The organism is Salisediminibacterium halotolerans (assembly GCF_003814815.1).
Taxonomy (GTDB): Bacteria; Bacillota; Bacilli; order Bacillales; family Salisediminibacteriaceae; genus Salisediminibacterium; species Salisediminibacterium halotolerans.
The window spans coordinates 469,832-491,136 of record NZ_RKQQ01000002.1; the positions used below are offsets into that span (position 1 = coordinate 469,832).

Genomic DNA, 21,305 nt, shown 5'->3' on the forward strand with positions numbered 1-21,305 from the left:
GCAGATGGTGTTTTGGCCGTATTCCCTTGGTGATCGAAAAGATGGGAGGGATAAAAATGCACAGCTCTGTTCCGGCAATGGAAAAAAGAGATTTTTTAAAGTGGTTCCTCGATCAGCATCAGCTAAAGCGAAGAGAATGTGCGTGGCTGCTCAATTTTTTGATGAGTGATGATATTTTGATGGAAAAAGTTCATTTCGTCGAAGAAGCCGATCACTGTCCGAAAGCATTAATCATTTCAACGAACGATGTAGAAGAGATTCCCTTTTCCTTTCATAAAAATCATCATATTACGATGGATGCGGAAAAAGCTTTTCACGATATCCGTTTAAACCGCAATGAAGATATTTATATCCAGCTAAACTTTGAAAATAAACAAACGTCCCATCAATATATGGCGGTCATGGAAGAGAACCCTTATCTGCCGGTAAATGCTGAAGAAGAAAACCTCAATGCGGTTCTGGCCGAGATGGTGCTCGATGAATCCATCCGTTTAAAGGAATTGGAGCGGCTCCGTGCAGAGATTAATGAAGCGCTGCAATCGCGGGATAAAGACTCGTTTCATAACTTGGCAAGACAATATGCGGCACTTAAAGCCCTTCAAGAATAGAAGGGCTTTTATATAAATACTTAACATTGTTAATACAGTGGCAAGGAGGGGAACGCGATGCGCTGGAATGCGGAATCGCTTAATTACTATGCTGAAGCAAAAGAATATGTCGATACAGCTCTTATCCCGTTGGTTCCGTTTAATTTTCAAGAAAAAACCCAATCGGCTGCCGAACAAGGCGAGTACGTCCAGCTTTTATCTGAAGGGATTGAAAAGCAGTTTGCCGGGAGAATTATGCTCACACCGCCTTATACATATTTGCAAACGGATTCTCTAAAATCGCAGTGCGAAGCGTTAAAACAGTGGGACGATCACTTACTGGAGGCGGGGTTTGCACACCGCTTTTATATCACGGGAGACCCTGCTTGGCGTTCGCTTTCCCCGGCGGAAGAAGCGGAAGTGATTTGGATGCCGCCGATTTCACTCTCTTCGATGGAGATGAAACAAGTGAAGTCTGTTATTTCACAGCAAATCGATCAAATAGTTCCGTTGATCACAGGCCGGTGGTAAACGGATTAACAAATAATTATTATCTTCCTAAAACAATTCTTGTGAATCAATTGACATTACCGCTTTTTTTGGTCTATCATGAGATTGTCTTAATTTATTTACGTTGTGTGAAGTTTTTGTGAACAAACGGAAGCGAGGAGGGAAGACCGTGAGTGAAGAAAGAAAACATCGGGTATCGCGGCGCCAATTTCTGACTTATACATTAACCGGTGTAGGCGGTTTCATGGCGGCTGGAATGTTAAGTCCTATGGTGCGTATGGCATTGGATCCGGCTTTAGAAGATACAGACGATTCAGATTTTATTTCCATCGGTTTAAGCGAGGATGATGTTACAGAGGAGCCGCAATTGGTTAATTTCGATGTCGAAATCGAAGACGGCTGGTATACATCTGAACAGACGCAATCCGCTTATGTTTTTCGTCAGGACGGTGAAATTCTTGCCTTGTCCCCGATCTGTACCCATTTGGGATGTACCGTAGGTTGGGAAGGCAATCAAGACTACCCTGATCAGTTTTATTGTCCGTGTCATCACGGCCGGTTTGAACCGGACGGCACAAACATCCAAGGAACTCCGCCGACACGCCCGCTTGATGTTTATGAAGTGGAAGTGCGCGACGGTATGGTTCATCTCGGTAACATCCGAGAGCGAGGGTAAAAGGGGGCTTATGTAATGTTACAAAAAATTTATGATTGGTTGGACACACGGCTCGATATTACGCCGATGTGGCGGGACATTGCCGATCATGAAGTTCCGGAACACGTTAATCCGGCGCATCATTTTTCAGCATTTGTCTATTGTTTCGGCGGCCTCACATTTTTTGTCGTCGTCATTCAGATTCTTTCCGGAATGTTTTTAACAATGTATTACGTCCCGGATATTGTTCATGCTTATGAATCGGTTTATTATTTGCAAAATGAAGTGACGCACGGGATGATCGTGCGCGGCATGCACCATTGGGGAGCCAGTTTAGTCATTGTGATGATGTTTTTACATACGCTCCGCGTGTTTTTTACCGGATCGTATAAAAAACCGCGAGAGTTGAATTGGGTTGTCGGCGTCCTTTTATTCTTTGTCGTTTTAGGGCTCGGTTTTACCGGATATTTGCTTCCTTGGGACATGAAAGCATACTTTGCCACAGTTGTCGGGCTTGAAATTGCCGAAAGCGCGCCAATCATCGGCGGGTTTGCCAGCACATTGCTTGCCGGCGGAGAAATTATCGGGGCACAAACTTTAGCTCGCTTTTTTGCGATTCATGTGTTTTTCCTCCCGGGCGCTTTGCTCGGCTTGTTGGGAGCCCATTTTTATATGATTCGTAAGCAAGGTATTTCAGGGCCGCTCTAAGCGGCAGGACATAAGACAAGGAGGGTAAATTATGCAACGCGGTAAAGGGTTAAAGTTTGTTGGAGACTCCCGTCTTGTGGATCGTAAAAAGCAAAATATCCCTAAGGACTATTCAGAATATCCGGGTAAAACAGAAGCATTTTGGCCGAACTTTCTGCTTCGTGAATGGATGGTCGGCTCAGTCTTTTTAATCGGGTTTCTTATTTTGACTGTTGCGCATCCAGCACCGCTTGAACGAGTCGCAGATCCAATGGATTCCGGTTACATACCGTTACCGGATTGGTATTTCTTATTTTTATATCAACTTTTAAAATATGAATTTGCAGCCGGTGATTACACGGTTATCGGCGCCGTCGTCATCCCGGGAATTGCATTTGGAGCTCTGCTGTTAGCGCCGTGGATAGACCCCGGTAAAGAAAGGCGGCCGCAAAAAAGGCCGATTGGGACAAGCTTAATGCTTCTGGCCGTTGTTTCAATCATTTATCTTACTTGGGAATCTGTCGACGAACACGATTGGGAAGCGGCCGAACAGCAAGGTGAAATTGTTGAAGACATTGACGTAGATGAGTCCGCTGAGGGCTATGAAATCTATCAAAGTCAAGACTCATGTATCGGCTGCCATGGCGGAGATATGCTCGGCGGCGCTGCCGGGCCGAACATTTTTGAAAGTGATTACGACACAGAGCAAGTCATTGAAATCATCGAAGACGGCATCGGCGAAATGCCCGGCGGTCAATTCGAAGGTTCTGATGAAGAACTGGAAACACTTGCTGAGTTTATTGCCAATGACGGACAAGAAAACGGCAACGGCGGCGATGACGGCAATGGAAACAACGATGAGTAAAGTTTTTCTATAGCATAAGCCATGCCGGTTGCATTTAATGCAGCCGGCATGTTTTTATTAGAGAGAGCGATTGAAAATGAACAAGAGAGGATGTAAGATGTTTACATATTTTATGACCCTCATCGGACAGCGGTGGTTTATCCTGAGTTTGTTGCTCATTAATATATTTGGGACAATTTATGGGTTCATCTGGTACGGGCCCCAGCTCCAAGAGACCCCTTGGTATTTTTTACCATTAGTTCCAAACAGTCCGACAGCAAGCTTGTTTTTTTGTATCGTGTTAGCGGCGTTTTTATTCGGACGTAACATGCCGCTCGTTGAAGCTTTGGCAGCGGTAACGCTTTTGAAATACGGAGTATGGGCGGTGGTGATGATTCTTTGGGCCGGTGCAGCCGGAAGTGTCATAACACTGCTGGATTTCATGCTGATCTTCAGTCATTTAGGTATGGCGGTACAAGGTCTATTATATGCGCCGTTTTATAAAATAAAGCCTTGGCATCTTATAATCGTGGCGGTCTGGACATTGCATAACGATGTGATTGATTATGTTTACGGAATGCATCCGTGGGTGAAGTCGACTATTATGCCGAACATCGAAGAAATTGCGTACTTTACATTTTGGCTTAGCATCGCTTCGCTTTTGATTGTGTATTACCTTCACCATACGAGCGAGAAGCGGGAACTTCCAAACAGAAAGTGAAACAAAATGACAGCTGATCCGTAAAGTATAGTGTCATTTTATTTGACGGTTTGACGTAATTTGACTAAAATAATGAACAGAAAAGAAAAGGAGGTCGCATATCATGTTTGAAACAATGGGCGGATTTCTCATTTATTTTGCCATTTTAATGCTTTTGCCTTTGTGGGCAAGTTCAAAGGTGAAAAACACGTATAAAAAATATTCGCAAGTCGCTTCATCGTCAGGTATGCCCGGCTACCAGGTTGCGCGGAAAATACTGGATGAGAACGGCTTGATGGATGTTACGGTCGAACCGGTAAAGGGTACGCTTACCGACCATTACGATCCGCGGTCAAAAACCGTGCGCCTGTCTGAGCACAACTTTTACGGCAATTCGATTGCCGGCGCTGCAGTGGCAGCGCACGAAGTCGGTCATGCAATGCAGGACGCGGAAGAATACGCGTTTCTCCGCTTTCGCCATTCCCTCGTCCCGGTAGCGAGCTTTGGCTCGAATGCATCGATCTTTTTGATTATCGGCGGTATTCTCATGAGCGCGAGCGGACTGGTAGCCGCCGGCATCGTGCTGATGTCGTTTGCCGTCTTGTTCCAGCTCGTTACGCTGCCGGTTGAACTCAATGCTTCGAACCGGGCGATGGAACAAGTTGTATCTGCCGGCGTGATTGCAAATAACGAAGAGCGGCAAACGAAAAAAGTTCTTAACGCCGCCGCTTTAACGTACGTTGCTTCTGCGCTCGTCGCGCTGATGGAATTGATGCGGTTTGTGATGATGTTTTTAGCGATGGACGACTGATTGCTTGAAAACTGTAAAAAAATACGCCTTGTGCCGAACCGGCATAAGGCGTATTTTTTATAATTCCAGCGGCCGTTTATTTTCATCGAGCGTAAATCCCTCGCCCATAATATCTTGCACATCTGTAAGCGTGACAAAAGCATGGGGGTCGACGCTGTGAATTAAGTGTTTCAGCCGAATCATTTCATTGCGGCCGACAACGCAGTATAACACATCGCGTTTTTCATCTGTAAACGTTCCCTGTCCTTTTAAAATCGTTGCGCCGCGGTCCATCTCGGCGAGAATCGTCTCCGATATTTCTTTGCTTCGGTTTGAAATGATCATCGCTGCTTTGCCGGAGTAAGCGCCCTGCTGAATTAAATCAATCACTTTCGCAGCAATAAACACAGCTACGAGCGTGTACATCGCTTCCCGGTAGTTTAAGTACAGCAACGATGCAGATATGACAAGCGCGTCGATCATAAACATCGTTTTTCCCATGCTCCAGCCGAAATATTTATACACGAGCTTCGCGATGATATCAACACCGCCGGTCGTTCCGCCGGCGCGAAAAGTAATCCCGAGCCCTGCACCGATAAAAGCGCCGGCAAATAAAGCGGCGAGCGTTAAATCGTCGTGCAAGGGAATATGGATGAGCGGAAACGCTTGAAAAAGCCAGAGAAAAAACGACAGCGAAGCGGTTCCGAAAACGGTGTAAATAAATGCAGTCCTGCCTAAAACTTTATACCCGATGAAAAAGAGCGGGATATTCAGCAAAATGTTTGAATAAGCCGGATCAAACTGAACAGCGTAGTATAATATTAAAGTAATCCCGGTTAATCCTCCGTCGGCTAAGTTGTTTTCGATCGTGAAATACACAAGTCCAAACGACATAATCGCGGTTCCGAGCAAGATCATTGCACTGTGTTTAATGTATAGTTTTGTCAATCAGTTTCCTCCTTTTCCGTTAATGAACCCGCTCAATTATAATGCAAGCTGCTTTTACTGGCAATCCAAATAAAACATTTGTCAAAAAGCGCTGATTCCATTACGATTATCGAAGGGAGCATACACTTCAGCAAGAGAGGACGGATAACTTGAACGAGAAACGAACAATCAGCGAGATCCAAACAGAAGTGGATACATACATTTCCCAATTTAAAGAAGGGTATTTTTCGCCGCTTGCGATGAATGCAAGACTCACGGAAGAACTGGGAGAATTGGCGCGGGAAATCAATCACTACTACGGCGAAAAACCGAAAAAAACATCGGAAGATGATAATACGATTGCAGAAGAGCTCGGCGATTTGCTGTTTGTGATTGTGTGTCTGGCTAATTCCCTGGAGATTGATTTAGAGGAAGCCTTCAATACTGTAATAAATAAATTTGAAACGCGCGATGAAAACAGATGGACGAAAAAAGAGGAGGAAAAATAAATGATCAATATAGTTGTGGCAGGAGCGAAAGGGAAGATGGGCGCGGAAGCAGTAAGAATGGTGCAAGCCGAAAAGGACTTTTCGCTCGCAGCTGCGGTCGATCTTGAGGGAGCCGGGAAAAAGATGAAAGATATCGACGGCATGGAGCCGCTCGACGTTCCGGTCTATACAGATATGCAAGCATGCCTTGACGAAGTGAAAGCAGATGTACTGATCGATTTGACTTCTCCCGGGGTCGGCAAAAAACATATGCAGATTGCGATTGAAAACGGCGTACGCCCTGTTGTCGGGACGACCGGGTTTTCGGAAGAGGATGTTGAGGAACTGTCTCAGTTAGCAGCAGAAAAGCAAATCGGCGCGGTCATTGCCCCGAATTTTGCCATCGGTGCCGTGCTGTTAATGAAATTTTCACAGCTGGCGGCCAAGTACATGCCGGATGTGGAAATTATTGAACAGCACCACGATAAAAAACTCGATGCACCGTCGGGAACAGCGGTAAAAACCGCGCAAATGATATCGGAAGTACGCGACGAACGCCCGCAAGGACACCCGGACGAAGAAGAACAGCTGAGCGGAGTCCGCGGCGGAGAGCACGAGGGCATGCACATTCACAGCGTACGTCTCCCCGGGTTGGTTGCGCACCAAGAAGTAATCTTTGGCGGTGAGGGGCAGACGCTTACCGTCCGGCATGATTCTTTAAACCGCACCTCGTTTATGCCGGGGATTAAATTGGCCTGTCAACATGTTATGACGATGAGTTCACTCGTATACGGTCTCGAACAGCTTCTTGATATATAGAAGGGAGAAACTTATGAATATCGCTTTTATTGCGCATGATAAAAAGAAAGATGATCTTGTTACCTTTGCACTTGCTTACGAACCGGTGCTGCAAAAGCATACACTTTATTCGACCGGAACAACCGGCAAGCGTATGACAGCAGAAACGTCTCTTACCGTTCACCGGTTTCAATCCGGTCCGCTCGGAGGCGATCAGCAAATCGGCGCGCTGGTTGCAGAAAATAAAATGGATCTTGTTATTTTTTTCAAAGATCCGCTTACCGCCCAGCCTCATGAACCTGATATTAACGCACTCATTCGCCTGTGTGACGTTTACAGTATTCCGCTTGCAACAAATATGGCGACAGCAGAAATATTGCTCTCTGGATTGAAAAGGGGCGAATTTGCTTTTCGCGAATTGTTGAAAAAGGATGAAGAAGAGGAGACAGGAACTCATGGTGCTTGATATTTTAGCAGTCGGCGCTCACCCGGACGATATTGAGATCGGGATGGGCGCGACAGCGGCTAAGTTAGCGGAGCAAGGAAAAAAAGTAGGGTTTTTTATTTTAACCGAAGCTGAGCTGTCTTCAAACGGAACAGTTGACACGCGCCTGGAAGAAGCGCAGCAAGCCGCAGATGTCCTCGGAGCTGCAGACTTAAAAATCTGCCAGTGGCCGGACAGGAAACTGCTTGATTATCGGCGTCGAATCATTGATCAATTAACAGAAGTGATTCGTGCGCATCGTCCGGAGCTTGTCTTCTCCCCGCATAGAAACGACCGCCATCCCGATCACGGCGATTGCAGTGAATTGGTAAAAGAGGCTTTTTTTTCTGCGGGGATAAAAAAGTATCAAACAGGACAGAGCGATCCGGCACCGGCGTACCGACCGGACGCGCATATGTATTATCAAATTAACGGCAATCAGTCGCCTGATTTTTTAATCGATGTCACCAATGTGATTGAAAAAAAATTCGCAGCACTGCACTGTTATAAAACGCAGTTCGAAATGAACGAGGAACGCAGCGCTACACCGTTAAACAACGGTTACTTGGAGCAGTTAAAATCCCGGGAAAAGAGATACGGCCGAGAAGCCGGCACAGAGTATGCGGAAGGCTTCTTCACAGAAAGACCGCTGATGATACATCAGCTGTTAGGAGAATCACGATGAGTTTAAAGATTGGCATTACCTGTTATCCGACTGTCGGCGGTTCGGGCGTTGTTGCAGCGGAACTCGGGAAAGCACTTGCAGAAAAAGGACACGATATTCATTTTATCAGTTCAGCGCTGCCGTACAGATTAGATGATTTCACAGCGAATATTGCGTTTCATCAAGTAGAAGTGAATCAATATTCCGTCTTTCAATACCCGCCTTATGATTTAGCATTGGCAAATAAGATGGCGGAAGTCATTAAGCGGGAAAAGTTGGACATTCTCCACGTGCATTACGCTGTACCGCACGCAATCAGCGCCTTTTTAGCGAAAGAAATGGTCGCGCATGATGTAAAAATTGTCACGACACTGCACGGCACAGATATTACGGTGCTCGGTTATGATCCTTCGCTTTCAGATATGGTGAGGTTTGGCATCCAAAAGTCGGATTGTGTAACGGCCGTCTCCGATGATCTTGTCCGGCAGACAAAAACGCTGTTAAATATTGATGATCACATTGCTACCGTTTACAATTTTATTGATCATGCTGTATACCATCCGAAAAAATCAGCAAAAATCCGTGCTGATTTGCGTATAAGCGAATCTGCAAAAATCCTCGTTCACGTATCAAACTTTCGCAAAGTTAAACGTGTCGAAGATGTCGTGAAAGTTTTTCACCGTATTCGCCGTACGAACGATGCGGTGCTGTTATTGATCGGTGAAGGACCGGAAATGCCGGTTATTGAAAAATTAGTCAATGACCTGGGAGTAACAGATCATGTGCGTTTTTTAGGCAACCAAAAACAAGTCGCCGAGCTTTTGTCGATCAGTGATGTGAAACTATTGCTTTCTGAAAAAGAAAGCTTCGGTTTGGTTCTTCTAGAAGCGATGGCTTGCGGGGTTCCGGCAGTAGGCTCGAATATCGGCGGCATACCAGAGGTGATCGAAGACGGTGTTTCCGGCTACGTTAGGCCGCTGGGAGATATTGATGCGATCGCCGCTGCAGTTGACGGTCTGCTAAAAGATGACGCTTTACGAAACCGAATGGCTGAAGCCGCGAAAAAAAGGGTGTTCAATTATTTTCACCAAGACCGAATTGTCTCTGATTACGAAGCCGTGTACCGAAAGGCGCTGAACGGGCAGTGAACAAGCAATCGGAAAGTTTACGGATCGGTTATAAAGTCATGACCCGTTTAACTTCCGCGGGTTTTGATACATGGATCGTCGGCGGCGCAGTCAGGGATAAATATTTACAGCGAAACGTTCGCGATGTTGATCTTTTAACCGCAGCATCTCGTGAGGATATTGAACAGTTGTTTGAAAATGTCCATGCTGTCGGTGCAAAACACGGCACTTTGTTGGTCGTTATTGAAAAAACAGCTGTGGAAGTGACGGTGATGCAAACCGAAACCGTTGAAGAAGACTTGGCCGCGCGTGATTTTACTATCAATGCGATGGCAGAAAAACACGACGGCAGTATTGTCGATCCATTTAACGGTTTGGCCGATCTTACCTTAAAAACGATTCGATCTTGTACAGCCGACGGAAGCAATTTTGACCGGGATCCTTTAAGAATGCTCCGCGCTTATCGGTTGGCGATGGAACTGGCTTTTAAGATAGACGATGCTGCTTTGGCACAGATTCAAGCTCGTAAAGCGCTGATAAGCGAACCGGCCGCGGAACGGCTTGCTGCCGAGTTTGACAAAATCGCCCTTTGCCGACCGGGCCCTTCAGACTGGGAACTGTTCTTTTTCGCACCGATCTTTCCGCATTTTCCGCTGATATTCCGGGAAGAATCGCTCGTGCAATCGCTGCAAAAGCGGTCGCTGCCAGCTGAGGGAGACGCTTTGCTTCACTGGTGGACAGCTGCTTCGTATACGGCGGATGCAGTCAGCCCGGCTGCTGTATTATCGTATTATCGCCGTTCGAATCAATTAAAAAAAGATACTGCGGCGATCGCAGCGTTTTTGGCAGCTGCTCCGCCGACGGCTGTTGATTTATATCATCTCGGAGAAAAACGATTGATCACCGCCTCTTTTTTGTATGAGTGTCTGTACGAGGATGCTGCAGTCGGCGAGGAGTGGCGGCAAATGTATGAAAGGCTGCCAATTAAACAACGGAAAGAAATGCAGACTGACGGCAAAAAAATTTTACGGGAACATCCCTTTTTAACCGGTCAGCAAGTAGGTGTATTGTTAAATGAAGCGGAAATGAAAATCGTTCAAGGAAGCGTCTTAAATGAAGAGACAGCTCTCGCTGATTGGATAAGGAGCCGGATAAAATGAGAACATCGATATTGCAGCTTCTTCGCGAGAACCAAAACGAGTTTTTGTCAGGTGAATGGCTAAGCAGTCAGCTCGGCTGCTCAAGAACCGCCGTTTGGAAACATATTCAAACCCTGTTGGATCGCGGTTATGAAATCGAGGCAGTACGAAATAAAGGTTACCGGTTAAAAGTATTTTCCGATGCGTTCACAGAAGATGCCGTTATCGGTCAAATACGCGCTGTTTGGCCGGATGCAGCTGTCGAATTTTATTCGTCGGCGTCATCAACGCAAACGCTCGCGCATCGCTTGCTTGAAACAATGACAGCTGAGCGCGGCATTGTGATAGCAGATGAACAGACAAACGGAAAAGGCCGGCTCGGGCGCTCATTTTCCTCGCAAAAAGGCGAAGGAATTTGGGTCAGTATCGTCATGCGCCCGAACATTCCTGTTCATCAAATGCCGCAGCTGACTCTCGTTACAGCAACAGCCGTTTGCAAGGCGGTTCGCGAGCAAACCGGAATTGAATTGACGATTAAATGGCCGAACGATTTACTTTTAAACGGAAAAAAATGCTGCGGGATTTTAACAGAAGTGCAGTCCGATCCCGATCAGGTCAAATCGATGATCGTCGGGATCGGACTAAACGTAAACAACAATGATTTCCCGGAGTGGCTATTTGATAAAGCGACATCATTGTCGATGGAGACAGGAGAGAGGTTCGACCGGCTGCAATTGTTGTCGGCGCTTATTCATTCGATGGAGACGATGTTTTCGCTCTATGAAGAAAAGGGTTTTTCAGTCATTAAACCGATATGGGAGGCTTCAGCGGAAAGTCCCGGTGCTAACATCCGGGCTCGGACGCGAGAACGTGTCTATGAAGGAATTAACAGAGGGATTGATGACGACGGGGTTTTGCTGATTGAAAAGGAAAACGGAGAAATTGAACGGCTTCTCTCAGCAGATATTGAAAAAATTCCCGACAAATCGTGAATGTTTTGTTACAATGAACATATCGGGCCGTATCGATTCGAACGGCACCGCTCAAACGATTGCAAGCAAAAAACTTATGGTCTGCTTTGATCCTTTCCGGGACAGGGACAGAAGGAATAAATGATATCAGCATGCCGATGTTTTGACTCAGGTCATTTCTCTGTATGTCCGATTTTTTCTGCCTTCTTCCGTTCAAGGAAGAAGGTTTTTTGCCTTCTGCTTAACTCAGACCGTTTACAGAAGGAGGCTATTTGCGTGAAAACAACTGCAACGTTTAAACAAATGAAAGAAAAAAAAGAACCGATCGTCATGTTGACAGCCTATGATGCTCCGTCGGCAGCCGCTGCTGAGGGCGGCGGAGCCGATGTTATACTTGTCGGGGATTCTTTAGGCATGGTCGTGCTCGGTTACGAGTCGACCGTTCCGGTAACGATGGATGACATGGTGCATCATACAAAAGCTGTCCGGCGCGGAGCAAAAGAAACGTTTGTTATCACAGACATGCCGTTTATGACTTATCACGGAGATATCAGTGAAACGATCAGCCATGCCCGGCGTCTCATGCAAGAAGCTTCGGCGCACGCTGTGAAGCTTGAAGGCGGCGGGGAAGTCATCGATCATATCGCACGATTGGTTTCCGGCGGAGTCCCGGTGGCAGCACACCTCGGGTTGACACCGCAATCGGTCGGTGTGCTGGGCGGATATAAAGTTCAAGGCAAAGACAAAGCAGAGCGGGAAGCTTTGTTAACCGATGCCGCGCGGGCTGAAAAAGCAGGCGCTTCGATGCTCGTTGTCGAATTAATCCCTGAATCTCTGGGAAAAGAGCTGGCGAATATGCTGACGATCCCGGTCATCGGGATCGGCGCCGGACGTTATACGGACGGACAGGTACTTGTTTATCATGATATATTGCGCTACGGTGCAGCGAATGTTCCTAAATTTGTTCAAGTTTATGCGGATCTTAACGAGACGATCCAGACAGCTGTCTGCTCCTTTACGGACGATGTTAAAACCGGGTCGTTTCCCGCTGCAGAGCACGTCTTTCAGCCGCTCGAACCAAAGGATAATGAGGACGGAAAACATTCATGAAAATTATCCGGACTGTTAAAGAGATGAAAATATATTGCCGAAAGCTGCACGAAGATAAAAAAACAATCGGTTTTGTACCGACGATGGGTTATTTGCACGACGGTCATGTTTCATTAATGAACGAAGCGAGAAAACATGCCGACTGTTTAATCATAAGCTCGTTTGTAAACCCGTTACAATTCGGTCCGGATGAAGATTACAGCTCTTATCCGCGTGATGAAGCAAAAGATGTTGAAACCGCAGAAAAACACGGTGCTGAAGCACTGTTTATCCCGCCGGTTGCAGAAATGTATCCGTCAACGCTTGGGACGAAAGTATCTGTCATAGAAGGAACGGATGTCTTGTGCGGCGAAAGCCGTCCGGGCCATTTTGACGGTGTTGCAACCGTCGTCTTAAAACTGTTTGAAATTATAAAGCCTGATATTGCCGTTTTCGGCATGAAGGATGCGCAACAAACAGCGATCTTAAAGCGTATGGTCGAAGACTTTAACCTTGATGTGGAGATTGTTCCGGCACCGATCGTCAGGGAAGCGGACGGATTGGCTTTGAGTTCGCGCAACGTCAACCTTACTCCCGCAGAACGCGCCGAAGCTCCAGCATTATACCGTATACTTGGCGAGGCAAAGAAGTTGATTGAAATCTCAGAATTGACAGCGGGCGAAGAAACGGAACAATGGGTGATAAATCAATTGCAACAGACTTTATCGGCTGAGATTGATTATGTGCAAATGCTGACATTCCCTGAACTTAAGCCTCCCGCAAGCGCCGAGGCTGAATGGATCATCGCAGCAGCCGTACAGTATCAAAACACGCGGCTGATTGATAATATAACGAAGAGCTGAAAACAGAAAGGGGTTATCTCATGTTTCGCGAAATGATGAACGGAAAGCTCCATCGCGCAACAGTCACCGAGGCCAATTTAAATTATGTCGGCAGCATTACGATCGATGAGGATTTATTAGATACCGTCGATATGTTTGCCAATGAAAAAGTTCAAATCGTCAACAATAATAACGGATCCCGGCTGGAAACGTATATTATCCCAGGTGAGCGGGGGTCGAAATCAATTTGTCTGAACGGGGCAGCTGCCCGCTTAGTACAGCCTGGAGATCAAGTGATTATTATGTCGTATAAATGGATGTACGAGGACGATGCCCGAAAACATCAACCGCGTGTTGCAATTTTGAACGAAAATAATGATATCGTTGAAATGATGTCGACTGAACCTGCACAAACAGTCCGTTAAAGTTAACAGCGCCTCCGCTGGCCGTGACCGGCGGAGGCGCTTTTGTTATACTGTCAAAAGGAACGAATAATTGGCATGATGCAGTATGATGTTGAAAGCGAGGCTTATATGGAACGACTTGTTGTATTAGATGCAGAAACGACCGGAGTTTCTTATCAAAAAGGGGACCGGATTATTCAGCTTGCCTACACAGTGATTGAAAAAGGCAGTGTGCGGAAAGAAAAATCTGTGTACCTAAATCCCGAAAAGAAGATTCCGCCGTTTATCGAACAATTAACATCGATAACAAATGATCAAGTGGCAGAAGCGCCGAAGTTTGACACAGTGGCCCCGGAATTATTGGAGGATTTGCAAAACGCTTACTTTGTCGCTCATAACGTCGACTTCGATTTGGATTTTATGAATAATGAATTAGAGCACGCCGGCTACCTGCCGTTTACGGGACCGGTCTTAGATACAGTTGAATTAGCCCGGATTGCTTTTCCGGGCGAAGAAGGGTACAGGTTAGAACAAATTTCGAACATATTCGGATTTGATCACGGCAATCCCCATGATGCGTCCAGTGATGTGGCGGCAACCGTATCACTTCTCTTGCGGATTTTTACAGAATTTAAAGGGTTCCCGAAAGAAACCCTCGAGCAGCTGGATCGGATTTCGCCAATGCTGAAAAGCGATATATCGCCGTTTTTGCATGAATGGACGCTGTTAACTCTCGGCGATGAGATAAAGGATCAAGATATTGATGTGTTTCACGGTATCGCATTAAAAAAACCTGATCCTGCGGCGGGACCTTTCTATGAGGAGATCGTGTCTATGGAAGCGATCCTTGACCGCTTTTCCGATCAAACGTTTATGCAATCGATCATCCCGGACTATGAAATGCGCGAAAGTCAGTTGGATATGATGAGGTTTGTACATGAACAATTTCAACACGACCAGTTCGGCTGTGTCGAAGCGGGAACCGGCACCGGCAAAACGCTTGCTTATTTAATTCCTGCTGCTCTGCAGGCGAAGTTTAATAACGAAACGGTTGTCATCAGTACAGAAACGATCCAGCTGCAAGAACAAATGATGCATAAGGAATGGCCGACGTTAGAAAAAATGCTTCCGTTTACGGTGAAACATGCGCTTTTAAAGGGCCGTTCGCATTATTTGTGTCTGCAAAAGTTCGAAAATATTCTTCGGTACGATCCGCAAGATTCTTATGACCGCAGTTTAGCGAAAGCGCAATTGTTGACGTGGCTTTTGAAGACGGACACCGGCGATGTGGAAGAAATATCGCTTTCTGCCGGTCAGCCGAAATTATGGCAAGAGGTGGCAAGTGACGGCTCCTCCTGTGTATCGCCAAAATGTCCGTGGTTTTCCCGGTGCTATTATCAACGAGCAAAAAAACGCGCTCGCGAAGCAGATATTATTATTACAAATCACGCGCTGCTCTTCTCAGATGTCCAATCCGAGCATCAAATCATTCCGGCTTATGACACGCTGATCATTGATGAAGCGCATCACATCGAAGACACCGCAACGAGGCAGCTCAGTCAGCGGCTTGACTATATTCAACTTGCCCAGCGTATGAATGATGCGGCAGGCCGGGAACAAGAAACGATTGTCTCTGATGAACTTTTAAATTATTTGCACGGCGACAGTCAGGAGCCGGTTCGGCAATTAGCTGTCCTGGCGGAAGCGCTGCATGAAGAATGGAACGAACTGTTTCTTATGCTTAGTGATTATACCGGTTCATCAGCGAAGCACGGCGAAACAGGCCAGCAGGCAAAAGTCGTTGATTTTCAAGAACAGAGATGGGCCAAAATTCATGAGGGAGCCGTTCGGGTGGACGAGACATTCCGGCATTTGCTTTTGCATGTCAGGAAAACGCATGAAAAAATCGAGGACGAGCTTGCCGAGGGCAATCCGCCGCCCAATGCGTCCAGAGAGCTGGACAGGCTGGATGATTTTAAGCAGGCGGTCGAAAAAATTTACGAAACGTTTTATCAACTGTTTTTTGCCCATGATAAGCAATCCGTGTATTGGCTTGAGAGCGAATTAAAAGGACCGAAACAATCGGCGGTCTTTCACGGTGCGCCGGTTACGATCGCAGAACAGCTTGCAGACCGGCTGTTTGCGAAGAAAAAACGTGTGCTGTTAACGTCGGCAACATTGACGGTTAAGGGCTCGTTTACGTATATGATTGACCGTCTCGGTTTAGATGATTTTCCGCTTGAGACAAAACAGCTTGAATCGCCTTTTTCTTATCAGGAACAAGTGTCGTTTTATGTACCGGAAGATATGCCGCTGATCGGCGACGCCGGCGAAGACTATTATATAGAAGCGGCAGCGATTCATATTTACCGGCTTGCGCAAGTTACAAAAGGCCGTATGCTGGTGCTTTTTACATCGTACGACATGCTTAAGCGTACGCATAAGCATTTAAAAACACTTTTTGATGACAGTTATCGTGTTATTGCACAAGGTATTCACAGCGGAAGCCGTTCAAAATTAACGAAAACCTTTCAACAATACGATCAAGCGTTATTACTTGGAACGAGCAGTTTTTGGGAAGGGGTGGATATTCCCGGTGATCACTTAAGCGCGATTGTGATGGCTAGACTTCCTTTCAGTCCGCCGAATGATCCGATTTTTCAAGCCCGTTCGGACTTGATGAAAGCAGCGGGAAAATCTCCGTTTATGCATTTGGCTCTTCCGCAAGCTGTGCTCCGGTTTAAGCAAGGATTCGGCAGGCTGATCCGCCGTTCTTCGGACCGCGGCATTGTCGTTGTGCTTGACAGAAGGATTAAAGTAACCCGTTACGGGCACTTTTTTGCCGGATCGCTTCCGGGTATTCCGATGCAAGATAAACCGATGGATGAGATTGAACAAGAGGTGGGCGACTGGTTTTATCCGAAGCAAACAGGAGTGAGTAAACATGAGTTTAACTCTGATTTATAATGCGAGAGTTATAACGATGGCAGAGGATCAAGCGGTTTTTACAGGCGGGGTGCTTTTTGACAATGAACGGATACACAGCGTCTTTTCCGGGAAAGGCGATCAATCAATTGCTGTAAAGGCAGCAGTTAAAGTCGACGCTAAAGGAAAATGGCTTATGCCGGGCTTGGTTAATACGCATGCCCATCTCGGTGCAACATTGTTGCGCGGGCTGGGGGAAGATCTCCCTCTTGATCAATGGCTGAAAACGGTGATGTGGCCGAATGAAGCCAAATTAAACCGTGAGCTGGCCCATGTGTCAGCTGACCTCGCTTTGACAGAAATGATCCGATCGGGCACAACGGCGTATTTAGATATGTATCACTTATTTATGGACGAGATGGCCGAAAAAGCGGCAGAATCCGGGATGCGCGCAGTCATTGCTCGCGGGATGATCGGGATCGGCGCATCAGAAACGGAGCAAAAGGCAAAACTCGACGAATCAGTACAGCTGTTCAAAACTTACCATAATGCAGCTGAGGGGCGTGTGCGGGTTATGCTCGCACCGCATGCGCCGTATACGTGTCCGCCGGATTTTTTACGGCGGACGGCTGACATCGCCAAGCGGAACAACATTTCGGTACATACGCATTTGGCGGAAACGAGAACGGAGATTGACGAATATAAAGCGAAATATCAAAAACACCCGGCTTCTCATTTGGCCGAACTCGGGTTATTCGATGTGCCTGCTCTAGTCGCGCACGGCGTCCATTTATCTGATCGGGAAATTAATCTGCTAAAAGAAAAAGACGTTGCAGTATCGCATAACCCGATCAGCAATTTAAAACTCGGCAGCGGGGTCGCGCCGTTAAGAAAGTTGACCGAAGCCGGTGTCAAGACGGCGCTGGGAACGGATTCGGCTGCGAGCAATAATACGCTTGATATGTTTGAAGAGCTTCGCTCGGCCGCGCTTATTCATAAGGGAATGCACGAAAATCCGCAAGAAACGAAAGCCTATGATTTGCTGAAAATGGCAGGACAGACGGGAGCAGAAGTTTTAGGCTTCAATAATACCGGCCGAATTGAAAGCGGCTGTGAGGCCGATTTGATTCTCATAGACCCCGACGCTCCGCATTTAACACCGTCTTCGGTTGAACGAACGATTTCACACCTCGTTTATGCCGTTAAAGGCTCAGATGTAACCGACGTATGGGTGAAGGGCAGACAGCTGATGAATAACCGTGAATTGACAAGTTTAGATGAAGAAAAAATTCGTTACGAAGCAAATCAATCGGTTAAAAAATTCGATTAAATGCGTTACAATCAATGAGGTTATGGTAAAATATTGACGGAGTCTGATTGACAATGGGTGTAAAGGAGTGACGGTTTTGGCCGAAGACGGCATAAAAAAAATCGGTACGGTTACGGTAAACGAGCACGATGAATTATATAAAATCGTCGATTTGTTGAATAAGTCGCTCAAAGACCGTAACCTCATGTTCGGTCTGTCGATGGACAAAGAAGAAGACGGGAAAATGCGTTTTTCCATTTATGAAACGTGAGGGATGTCAGCATGCGAACGTGGATTTTAGCTGCGCTTTTGATTTTTTTACTGCTTTCTCTCTCTGCTCTGTATATGCTTTATGCCAGCGCCTCGTCATCGCTAACGGAAGACAGCGATGTTACGGAGGCGCTGGCATTGGAACATTCATCAGCAGCAGAAATCCTCGATATGGATTATTATCACGGCACCCGTGCGTTTCATGTTTTTGATGCAGCGGATGATGACGGTGAGCGTCTGTATGTATGGGTAGAATTAGAAGACAGCGATGAAGAAGAACGTGATGAAAATGAAGCGGATAATAATCAAGAGTCAGATGACGAACGCTTTGTTGCGGAGCGTTATCATGACGAAGGCATTTCAAAAGATGCCTTGCGAGAAGAAGTTCAGTCTGAACTGGATATTTTGCGGTTGAACGGGATTCGCTTAGGGATGATTGGTGAAACCCCGGTTTACGAAGTGAATTATATCGACGCTTCCGGCCGCCAATCGTATTATTATGTTACATTTGAAGATGCTGCCTACATCCGGCACTATCAATTTTCACCGTAAAGATTTATCAAATTTTAAAGGAGCGGTTAAAGGATGAAATTTTCTGACAAAGTTGCTTCAATTACCCCGTCATCAACGCTGGCAATCACAGCAAAAGCGAAAGAGCTTCGCGCCGAAGGACATGATGTAATCGGTTTAGGGGCGGGAGAACCTGATTTTAATACACCGGATTATATTATCGAAGCAAGTTACCGCTCAATGAAAGAAGGACATACGAAATACACGCCGGCAGCCGGCATGCCTCAGTTGAAATCGGCGATTGCGAAGAAACTGAAAGAAGATCAGGGGTTGGATTATGCTAACGACGAAATTATCGTTACTTGCGGAGCCAAGCACTCTCTATCTTCGCTTTTTCAAACGATCTTAGAAGACGGAGATGAAGTCATTATCCCGACACCTTATTGGGTAAGTTATCCGGAACAGGTGAAAATTTCCGGAGGTGTTCCGGTTTTTGTCGAAGGCAAGGAATCTTCGCAGTTTAAACTGACAGCGGCGCAGCTTGAAAAGAGTATTACCGCTAAAACGAAAGCCGTTATTATTAACTCGCCGAGCAACCCGACCGGCGTCATGTATGAAAAGGATGAATTGGCGGCTTTAGGAGAAGTTTGTTTAAAACATAATATTTTGATCGTCTCCGACGAAATATATGAAAAATTGATTTACGGCGGAAAAGAACATGTGTCGATTGCGGAAATTTCACCGGAACTGAAAAATCAGACGATGATTGTTAACGGCGTTTCGAAGTCCCATTCGATGACCGGCTGGCGCATCGGTTTTACCGCCGGCAATAAAGAAATTATTAAATATATGAGCAACTTGGCGAGCCATACGACGTCCAATCCGGCGGCCGCTTCTCAATTCGGCGCATTGGCTGCTTACGAGGAAGATGACGGTTCGGTTGAAAAAATGCGCAATGCATTTGAGGACAGGTTGAATAAAGTTTATCAAAAGCTTAATGATATCCCCGGCTTTTCGTGTGTGAAACCGCAAGGCGCTTTTTATCTTTTTCCAAACGTAAAAGAAGCTGTGAACAACAGCCCTTACGCAACAACTGATGAGTGGGTCAAGGCGCTCCTTGAAGAAGAAAAAGTCGCTGTCGTCCCGGGCAGCGGTTTCGGTGCGCCTGACAATATCCGCTTATCTTATGCCACAAGCCTGGAGCAATTTGAATCTGCCTTGGAGCGGATTCGCCGCTTCACCGAAAAACACAGCGAATAAAACAGCTTGGAGGGACTTGACGTGAAAACGACAATAGCAGAAGCAGGAAAACATACCAATCAAACGGTCACAATCGGAGCATGGCTCGCAAATAAACGTTCAAGCGGAAAAATTGCCTTTTTACAGCTTCGCGACGGCACCGGGTTCATCCAGGGCGTTGTTGTGAAAGCGGAAGTGAGCGAAAAAACGTTTCGGCTTGCCAAAGAGCTTCCGCAGGAATCATCGATGTATGTGACGGGGACAATTACGGTTGATGAGCGTTCGCCTACCGGATACGAGTTGGCGGTTCAAGAGATTGACGTTATTCAAGAAGCCAACGATTACCCAATTACTCCGAAAGAACACGGAACTGAATTTTTAATGGATCACCGTCATCTTTGGCTCCGATCGAAGAAACAGCATGCAATTATGAAAATCCGTAATGAAATCATACGTTCTACGTACGAATTTTTTAACAATAACGGGTTTGTGAAAGTCGATCCGCCGATTTTGACAGGAAGCTCTGCGGAAGGGACGACGAATTTGTTTCATACAAAATATTTTGATGAAGATGCTTATTTATCGCAAAGCGGACAATTGTATATGGAAGCAGCAGCGATGGCTTTAAACAAAGTGTTTTCATTCGGACCGACCTTTCGGGCGGAAAAATCAAAAACCCGCCGTCATCTGATTGAATTTTGGATGATCGAACCGGAAATGGCTTTTATGGATCATGAGGAAAGCTTAGAGCTCCAGGAAAATTACGTGAGCTATGTCGTTCAATCTGTATTATCGAATTGCAAGCTGGAACTGACTGCATTGGAGCGCGATATTTCCGTACTGGAAAATATTAAAGCGCCGTTTCCGCGAATAACGTACGATGACGCCATTACGTTTTTGCAAAAGGAAGGCTATGAAATTGATTGGGGCGAAGATTTTGGCGCACCGCATGAAACAGCGATTGCTGAATCATACAACAAGCCGGTATTCATTACAAACTACCCGAAAGATATCAAAGCCTTCTACATGAAACCCCATCCGGAACGGGATGACGTTGTTCTTTGCGCGGATTTAATTGCTCCTGAAGGATACGGAGAAATCATCGGCGGCAGTCAACGGATCGATGATGAGGAGCTTTTAAAACAGCGCTATGATGAGCATCAATTATCTTATGATGCTTACCAATGGTATTTGGATTTAAGAAAGTACGGGACTGTGCCTCACTCCGGTTTTGGCCTTGGGCTTGAACGGACAGTTGCTTGGATTTGCGGCATTGAACATGTCCGCGAAACGATTCCTTTTCCTCGTTTACTGAACCGTCTTTACCCATAAATCTGTTCATTACG

General features: G+C 46.2%; 24 protein-coding genes. 23 read left to right on the plus strand and 1 reads right to left on the minus strand.

The window, feature by feature from the left end; all coding sequences use genetic code 11:
* Window positions 1-56 precede the first annotated feature (56 nt).
* The 7 genes from EDD67_RS05300 (at window position 57) to EDD67_RS05330 (ending at window position 4,794) form a co-directional block, all read left to right on the plus strand.
* Window positions 57-608, plus strand: a complete 552-nt coding sequence (locus tag EDD67_RS05300; RefSeq protein WP_121438822.1) for a ReoY family proteolytic degradation factor — start codon at window positions 57-59, stop codon at window positions 606-608.
* Window positions 609-665: 57 nt separating this feature from the next.
* Window positions 666-1,118, plus strand: a complete 453-nt coding sequence (locus EDD67_RS05305) for a YpiF family protein (protein WP_121438821.1) — start codon at window positions 666-668, stop codon at window positions 1,116-1,118.
* Between the two features lie 148 nt (window positions 1,119-1,266).
* Complete coding sequence (locus tag EDD67_RS05310) at window positions 1,267-1,773, plus strand: QcrA and Rieske domain-containing protein (RefSeq protein WP_242005916.1); 507 nt, start codon at window positions 1,267-1,269, stop codon at window positions 1,771-1,773.
* Window positions 1,774-1,788: 15 nt separating this feature from the next.
* The gene (gene qcrB / locus EDD67_RS05315; RefSeq protein WP_093071521.1) at window positions 1,789-2,460 is read left to right on the plus strand and encodes a menaquinol-cytochrome c reductase cytochrome b subunit; all 672 of its coding nucleotides are present in this window, start codon (window positions 1,789-1,791) and stop codon (window positions 2,458-2,460) included.
* Between the two features lie 31 nt (window positions 2,461-2,491).
* Entirely contained in the window at window positions 2,492-3,304 is an 813-nt protein-coding gene (locus tag EDD67_RS05320) for a menaquinol-cytochrome c reductase cytochrome b/c subunit (RefSeq protein WP_121438820.1), read from the plus strand.
* A 97-nt stretch (window positions 3,305-3,401) separates the two neighbouring features.
* Window positions 3,402-4,004, plus strand: coding sequence for a DUF1405 domain-containing protein (locus tag EDD67_RS05325; protein ID WP_121438819.1), 603 nt, complete (start codon window positions 3,402-3,404; stop codon window positions 4,002-4,004).
* Between the two features lie 103 nt (window positions 4,005-4,107).
* Window positions 4,108-4,794 (plus strand): zinc metallopeptidase, encoded by a 687-nt coding sequence (locus EDD67_RS05330; protein WP_121438818.1) that lies wholly within the window; start codon window positions 4,108-4,110, stop codon window positions 4,792-4,794.
* 57 nt (window positions 4,795-4,851) lie between these two features.
* Here the strand turns inward: EDD67_RS05330 and EDD67_RS05335 are convergent, their stop codons facing one another.
* Window positions 4,852-5,691 carry a YitT family protein gene (locus EDD67_RS05335; protein WP_093071670.1) on the minus strand — a complete coding sequence of 280 codons (840 nt, stop codon included), beginning with the start codon at window positions 5,689-5,691 and terminating at the stop codon, window positions 4,852-4,854.
* Window positions 5,692-5,870: 179 nt separating this feature from the next.
* Here EDD67_RS05335 and EDD67_RS05340 point away from each other — a divergent pair, with 179 nt between their 5' ends.
* From EDD67_RS05340 to asnS, 16 genes are all read left to right on the plus strand, one after another.
* Window positions 5,871-6,209 (plus strand): nucleotide pyrophosphohydrolase, encoded by a 339-nt coding sequence (locus EDD67_RS05340; RefSeq protein WP_242005915.1) that lies wholly within the window; start codon window positions 5,871-5,873, stop codon window positions 6,207-6,209.
* A complete protein-coding gene (dapB, locus tag EDD67_RS05345; RefSeq protein WP_123875805.1) occupies window positions 6,210-7,007 on the plus strand; it encodes a 4-hydroxy-tetrahydrodipicolinate reductase in 798 nt (265 codons plus the stop codon).
* 13 nt (window positions 7,008-7,020) lie between these two features.
* Window positions 7,021-7,452, plus strand: a complete 432-nt coding sequence (gene mgsA / locus EDD67_RS05350; RefSeq protein WP_121438817.1) for a methylglyoxal synthase — start codon at window positions 7,021-7,023, stop codon at window positions 7,450-7,452.
* Window positions 7,442-8,155, plus strand: a complete 714-nt coding sequence (bshB1, locus tag EDD67_RS05355) for a bacillithiol biosynthesis deacetylase BshB1 (protein WP_121438816.1) — start codon at window positions 7,442-7,444, stop codon at window positions 8,153-8,155. The genes mgsA and bshB1 overlap by 11 nt, the downstream gene beginning before the upstream one ends.
* Window positions 8,152-9,282: an N-acetyl-alpha-D-glucosaminyl L-malate synthase BshA gene (bshA, locus tag EDD67_RS05360; RefSeq protein ID WP_121438815.1), complete on the plus strand. Its 1,131-nt coding sequence runs from the start codon at window positions 8,152-8,154 to the stop codon at window positions 9,280-9,282. The genes bshB1 and bshA overlap by 4 nt, the downstream gene beginning before the upstream one ends.
* Window positions 9,279-10,421: a hypothetical protein gene (locus EDD67_RS05365; RefSeq protein WP_121438814.1), complete on the plus strand. Its 1,143-nt coding sequence runs from the start codon at window positions 9,279-9,281 to the stop codon at window positions 10,419-10,421. Before bshA ends, EDD67_RS05365 begins: the two co-directional genes overlap by 4 nt.
* Complete coding sequence (locus EDD67_RS05370) at window positions 10,418-11,392, plus strand: biotin--[acetyl-CoA-carboxylase] ligase (RefSeq protein ID WP_121438813.1); 975 nt, start codon at window positions 10,418-10,420, stop codon at window positions 11,390-11,392. The genes EDD67_RS05365 and EDD67_RS05370 overlap by 4 nt, the downstream gene beginning before the upstream one ends.
* Before the next feature lie 255 nt (window positions 11,393-11,647).
* A complete protein-coding gene (panB, locus tag EDD67_RS05375; RefSeq protein WP_242005914.1) occupies window positions 11,648-12,481 on the plus strand; it encodes a 3-methyl-2-oxobutanoate hydroxymethyltransferase in 834 nt (277 codons plus the stop codon).
* A complete protein-coding gene (gene panC, locus EDD67_RS05380; protein WP_121438811.1) occupies window positions 12,478-13,323 on the plus strand; it encodes a pantoate--beta-alanine ligase in 846 nt (281 codons plus the stop codon). Before panB ends, panC begins: the two co-directional genes overlap by 4 nt.
* A 20-nt stretch (window positions 13,324-13,343) precedes the next feature.
* Window positions 13,344-13,727 carry an aspartate 1-decarboxylase gene (gene panD, locus EDD67_RS05385; protein WP_121438810.1) on the plus strand — a complete coding sequence of 128 codons (384 nt, stop codon included), beginning with the start codon at window positions 13,344-13,346 and terminating at the stop codon, window positions 13,725-13,727.
* Window positions 13,728-13,802: 75 nt separating this feature from the next.
* Window positions 13,803-16,673: an ATP-dependent DNA helicase DinG gene (gene dinG / locus EDD67_RS05390; RefSeq protein ID WP_121438809.1), complete on the plus strand. Its 2,871-nt coding sequence runs from the start codon at window positions 13,803-13,805 to the stop codon at window positions 16,671-16,673.
* Complete coding sequence (locus EDD67_RS05395; protein ID WP_121438808.1) at window positions 16,651-17,961, plus strand: amidohydrolase; 1,311 nt, start codon at window positions 16,651-16,653, stop codon at window positions 17,959-17,961. The genes dinG and EDD67_RS05395 overlap by 23 nt, the downstream gene beginning before the upstream one ends.
* Before the next feature lie 76 nt (window positions 17,962-18,037).
* Window positions 18,038-18,211 carry a YpmA family protein gene (locus tag EDD67_RS05400; RefSeq protein ID WP_244922836.1) on the plus strand — a complete coding sequence of 58 codons (174 nt, stop codon included), beginning with the start codon at window positions 18,038-18,040 and terminating at the stop codon, window positions 18,209-18,211.
* 11 nt (window positions 18,212-18,222) lie between these two features.
* Complete coding sequence (locus EDD67_RS05405) at window positions 18,223-18,762, plus strand: DUF5590 domain-containing protein (RefSeq protein WP_093071507.1); 540 nt, start codon at window positions 18,223-18,225, stop codon at window positions 18,760-18,762.
* 33 nt (window positions 18,763-18,795) lie between these two features.
* Window positions 18,796-19,980, plus strand: a complete 1,185-nt coding sequence (locus EDD67_RS05410) for a pyridoxal phosphate-dependent aminotransferase (protein WP_121438807.1) — start codon at window positions 18,796-18,798, stop codon at window positions 19,978-19,980.
* A 21-nt stretch (window positions 19,981-20,001) separates the two neighbouring features.
* The gene (gene asnS, locus EDD67_RS05415; RefSeq protein WP_121438806.1) at window positions 20,002-21,291 is read left to right on the plus strand and encodes an asparagine--tRNA ligase; all 1,290 of its coding nucleotides are present in this window, start codon (window positions 20,002-20,004) and stop codon (window positions 21,289-21,291) included.
* Window positions 21,292-21,305 lie beyond the last annotated feature (14 nt).

What these genes read in the sequence shown, in the direction of transcription:
- EDD67_RS05370 (WP_121438813.1), top strand. Translation starts at nt 10,418, where the DNA reads ATGAGAACATCGATATTGCAGCTTCTTCGCGAGAACCAAAACGAGTTT.
- EDD67_RS05405 (WP_093071507.1), top strand. Translation starts at nt 18,223, where the DNA reads ATGCGAACGTGGATTTTAGCTGCGCTTTTGATTTTTTTACTGCTTTCT.
- EDD67_RS05410 (WP_121438807.1), top strand. Translation starts at nt 18,796, where the DNA reads ATGAAATTTTCTGACAAAGTTGCTTCAATTACCCCGTCATCAACGCTG.
- qcrB (WP_093071521.1), top strand. Translation starts at nt 1,789, where the DNA reads ATGTTACAAAAAATTTATGATTGGTTGGACACACGGCTCGATATTACG.
- bshA (WP_121438815.1), top strand. Translation starts at nt 8,152, where the DNA reads ATGAGTTTAAAGATTGGCATTACCTGTTATCCGACTGTCGGCGGTTCG.
- bshB1 (WP_121438816.1), top strand. Translation starts at nt 7,442, where the DNA reads ATGGTGCTTGATATTTTAGCAGTCGGCGCTCACCCGGACGATATTGAG.
- dinG (WP_121438809.1), top strand. Translation starts at nt 13,803, where the DNA reads ATGATGCAGTATGATGTTGAAAGCGAGGCTTATATGGAACGACTTGTT.
- panC (WP_121438811.1), top strand. Translation starts at nt 12,478, where the DNA reads ATGAAAATTATCCGGACTGTTAAAGAGATGAAAATATATTGCCGAAAG.
- EDD67_RS05300 (WP_121438822.1), top strand. Translation starts at nt 57, where the DNA reads ATGCACAGCTCTGTTCCGGCAATGGAAAAAAGAGATTTTTTAAAGTGG.
- mgsA (WP_121438817.1), top strand. Translation starts at nt 7,021, where the DNA reads ATGAATATCGCTTTTATTGCGCATGATAAAAAGAAAGATGATCTTGTT.
- EDD67_RS05320 (WP_121438820.1), top strand. Translation starts at nt 2,492, where the DNA reads ATGCAACGCGGTAAAGGGTTAAAGTTTGTTGGAGACTCCCGTCTTGTG.
- panD (WP_121438810.1), top strand. Translation starts at nt 13,344, where the DNA reads ATGTTTCGCGAAATGATGAACGGAAAGCTCCATCGCGCAACAGTCACC.
- EDD67_RS05335 (WP_093071670.1), bottom strand. Translation starts at nt 5,691, where the DNA reads ATGATCTTGCTCGGAACCGCGATTATGTCGTTTGGACTTGTGTATTTC.
- dapB (WP_123875805.1), top strand. Translation starts at nt 6,210, where the DNA reads ATGATCAATATAGTTGTGGCAGGAGCGAAAGGGAAGATGGGCGCGGAA.
- EDD67_RS05395 (WP_121438808.1), top strand. Translation starts at nt 16,651, where the DNA reads ATGAGTTTAACTCTGATTTATAATGCGAGAGTTATAACGATGGCAGAG.
- EDD67_RS05305 (WP_121438821.1), top strand. Translation starts at nt 666, where the DNA reads ATGCGCTGGAATGCGGAATCGCTTAATTACTATGCTGAAGCAAAAGAA.
- EDD67_RS05330 (WP_121438818.1), top strand. Translation starts at nt 4,108, where the DNA reads ATGTTTGAAACAATGGGCGGATTTCTCATTTATTTTGCCATTTTAATG.
- EDD67_RS05325 (WP_121438819.1), top strand. Translation starts at nt 3,402, where the DNA reads ATGTTTACATATTTTATGACCCTCATCGGACAGCGGTGGTTTATCCTG.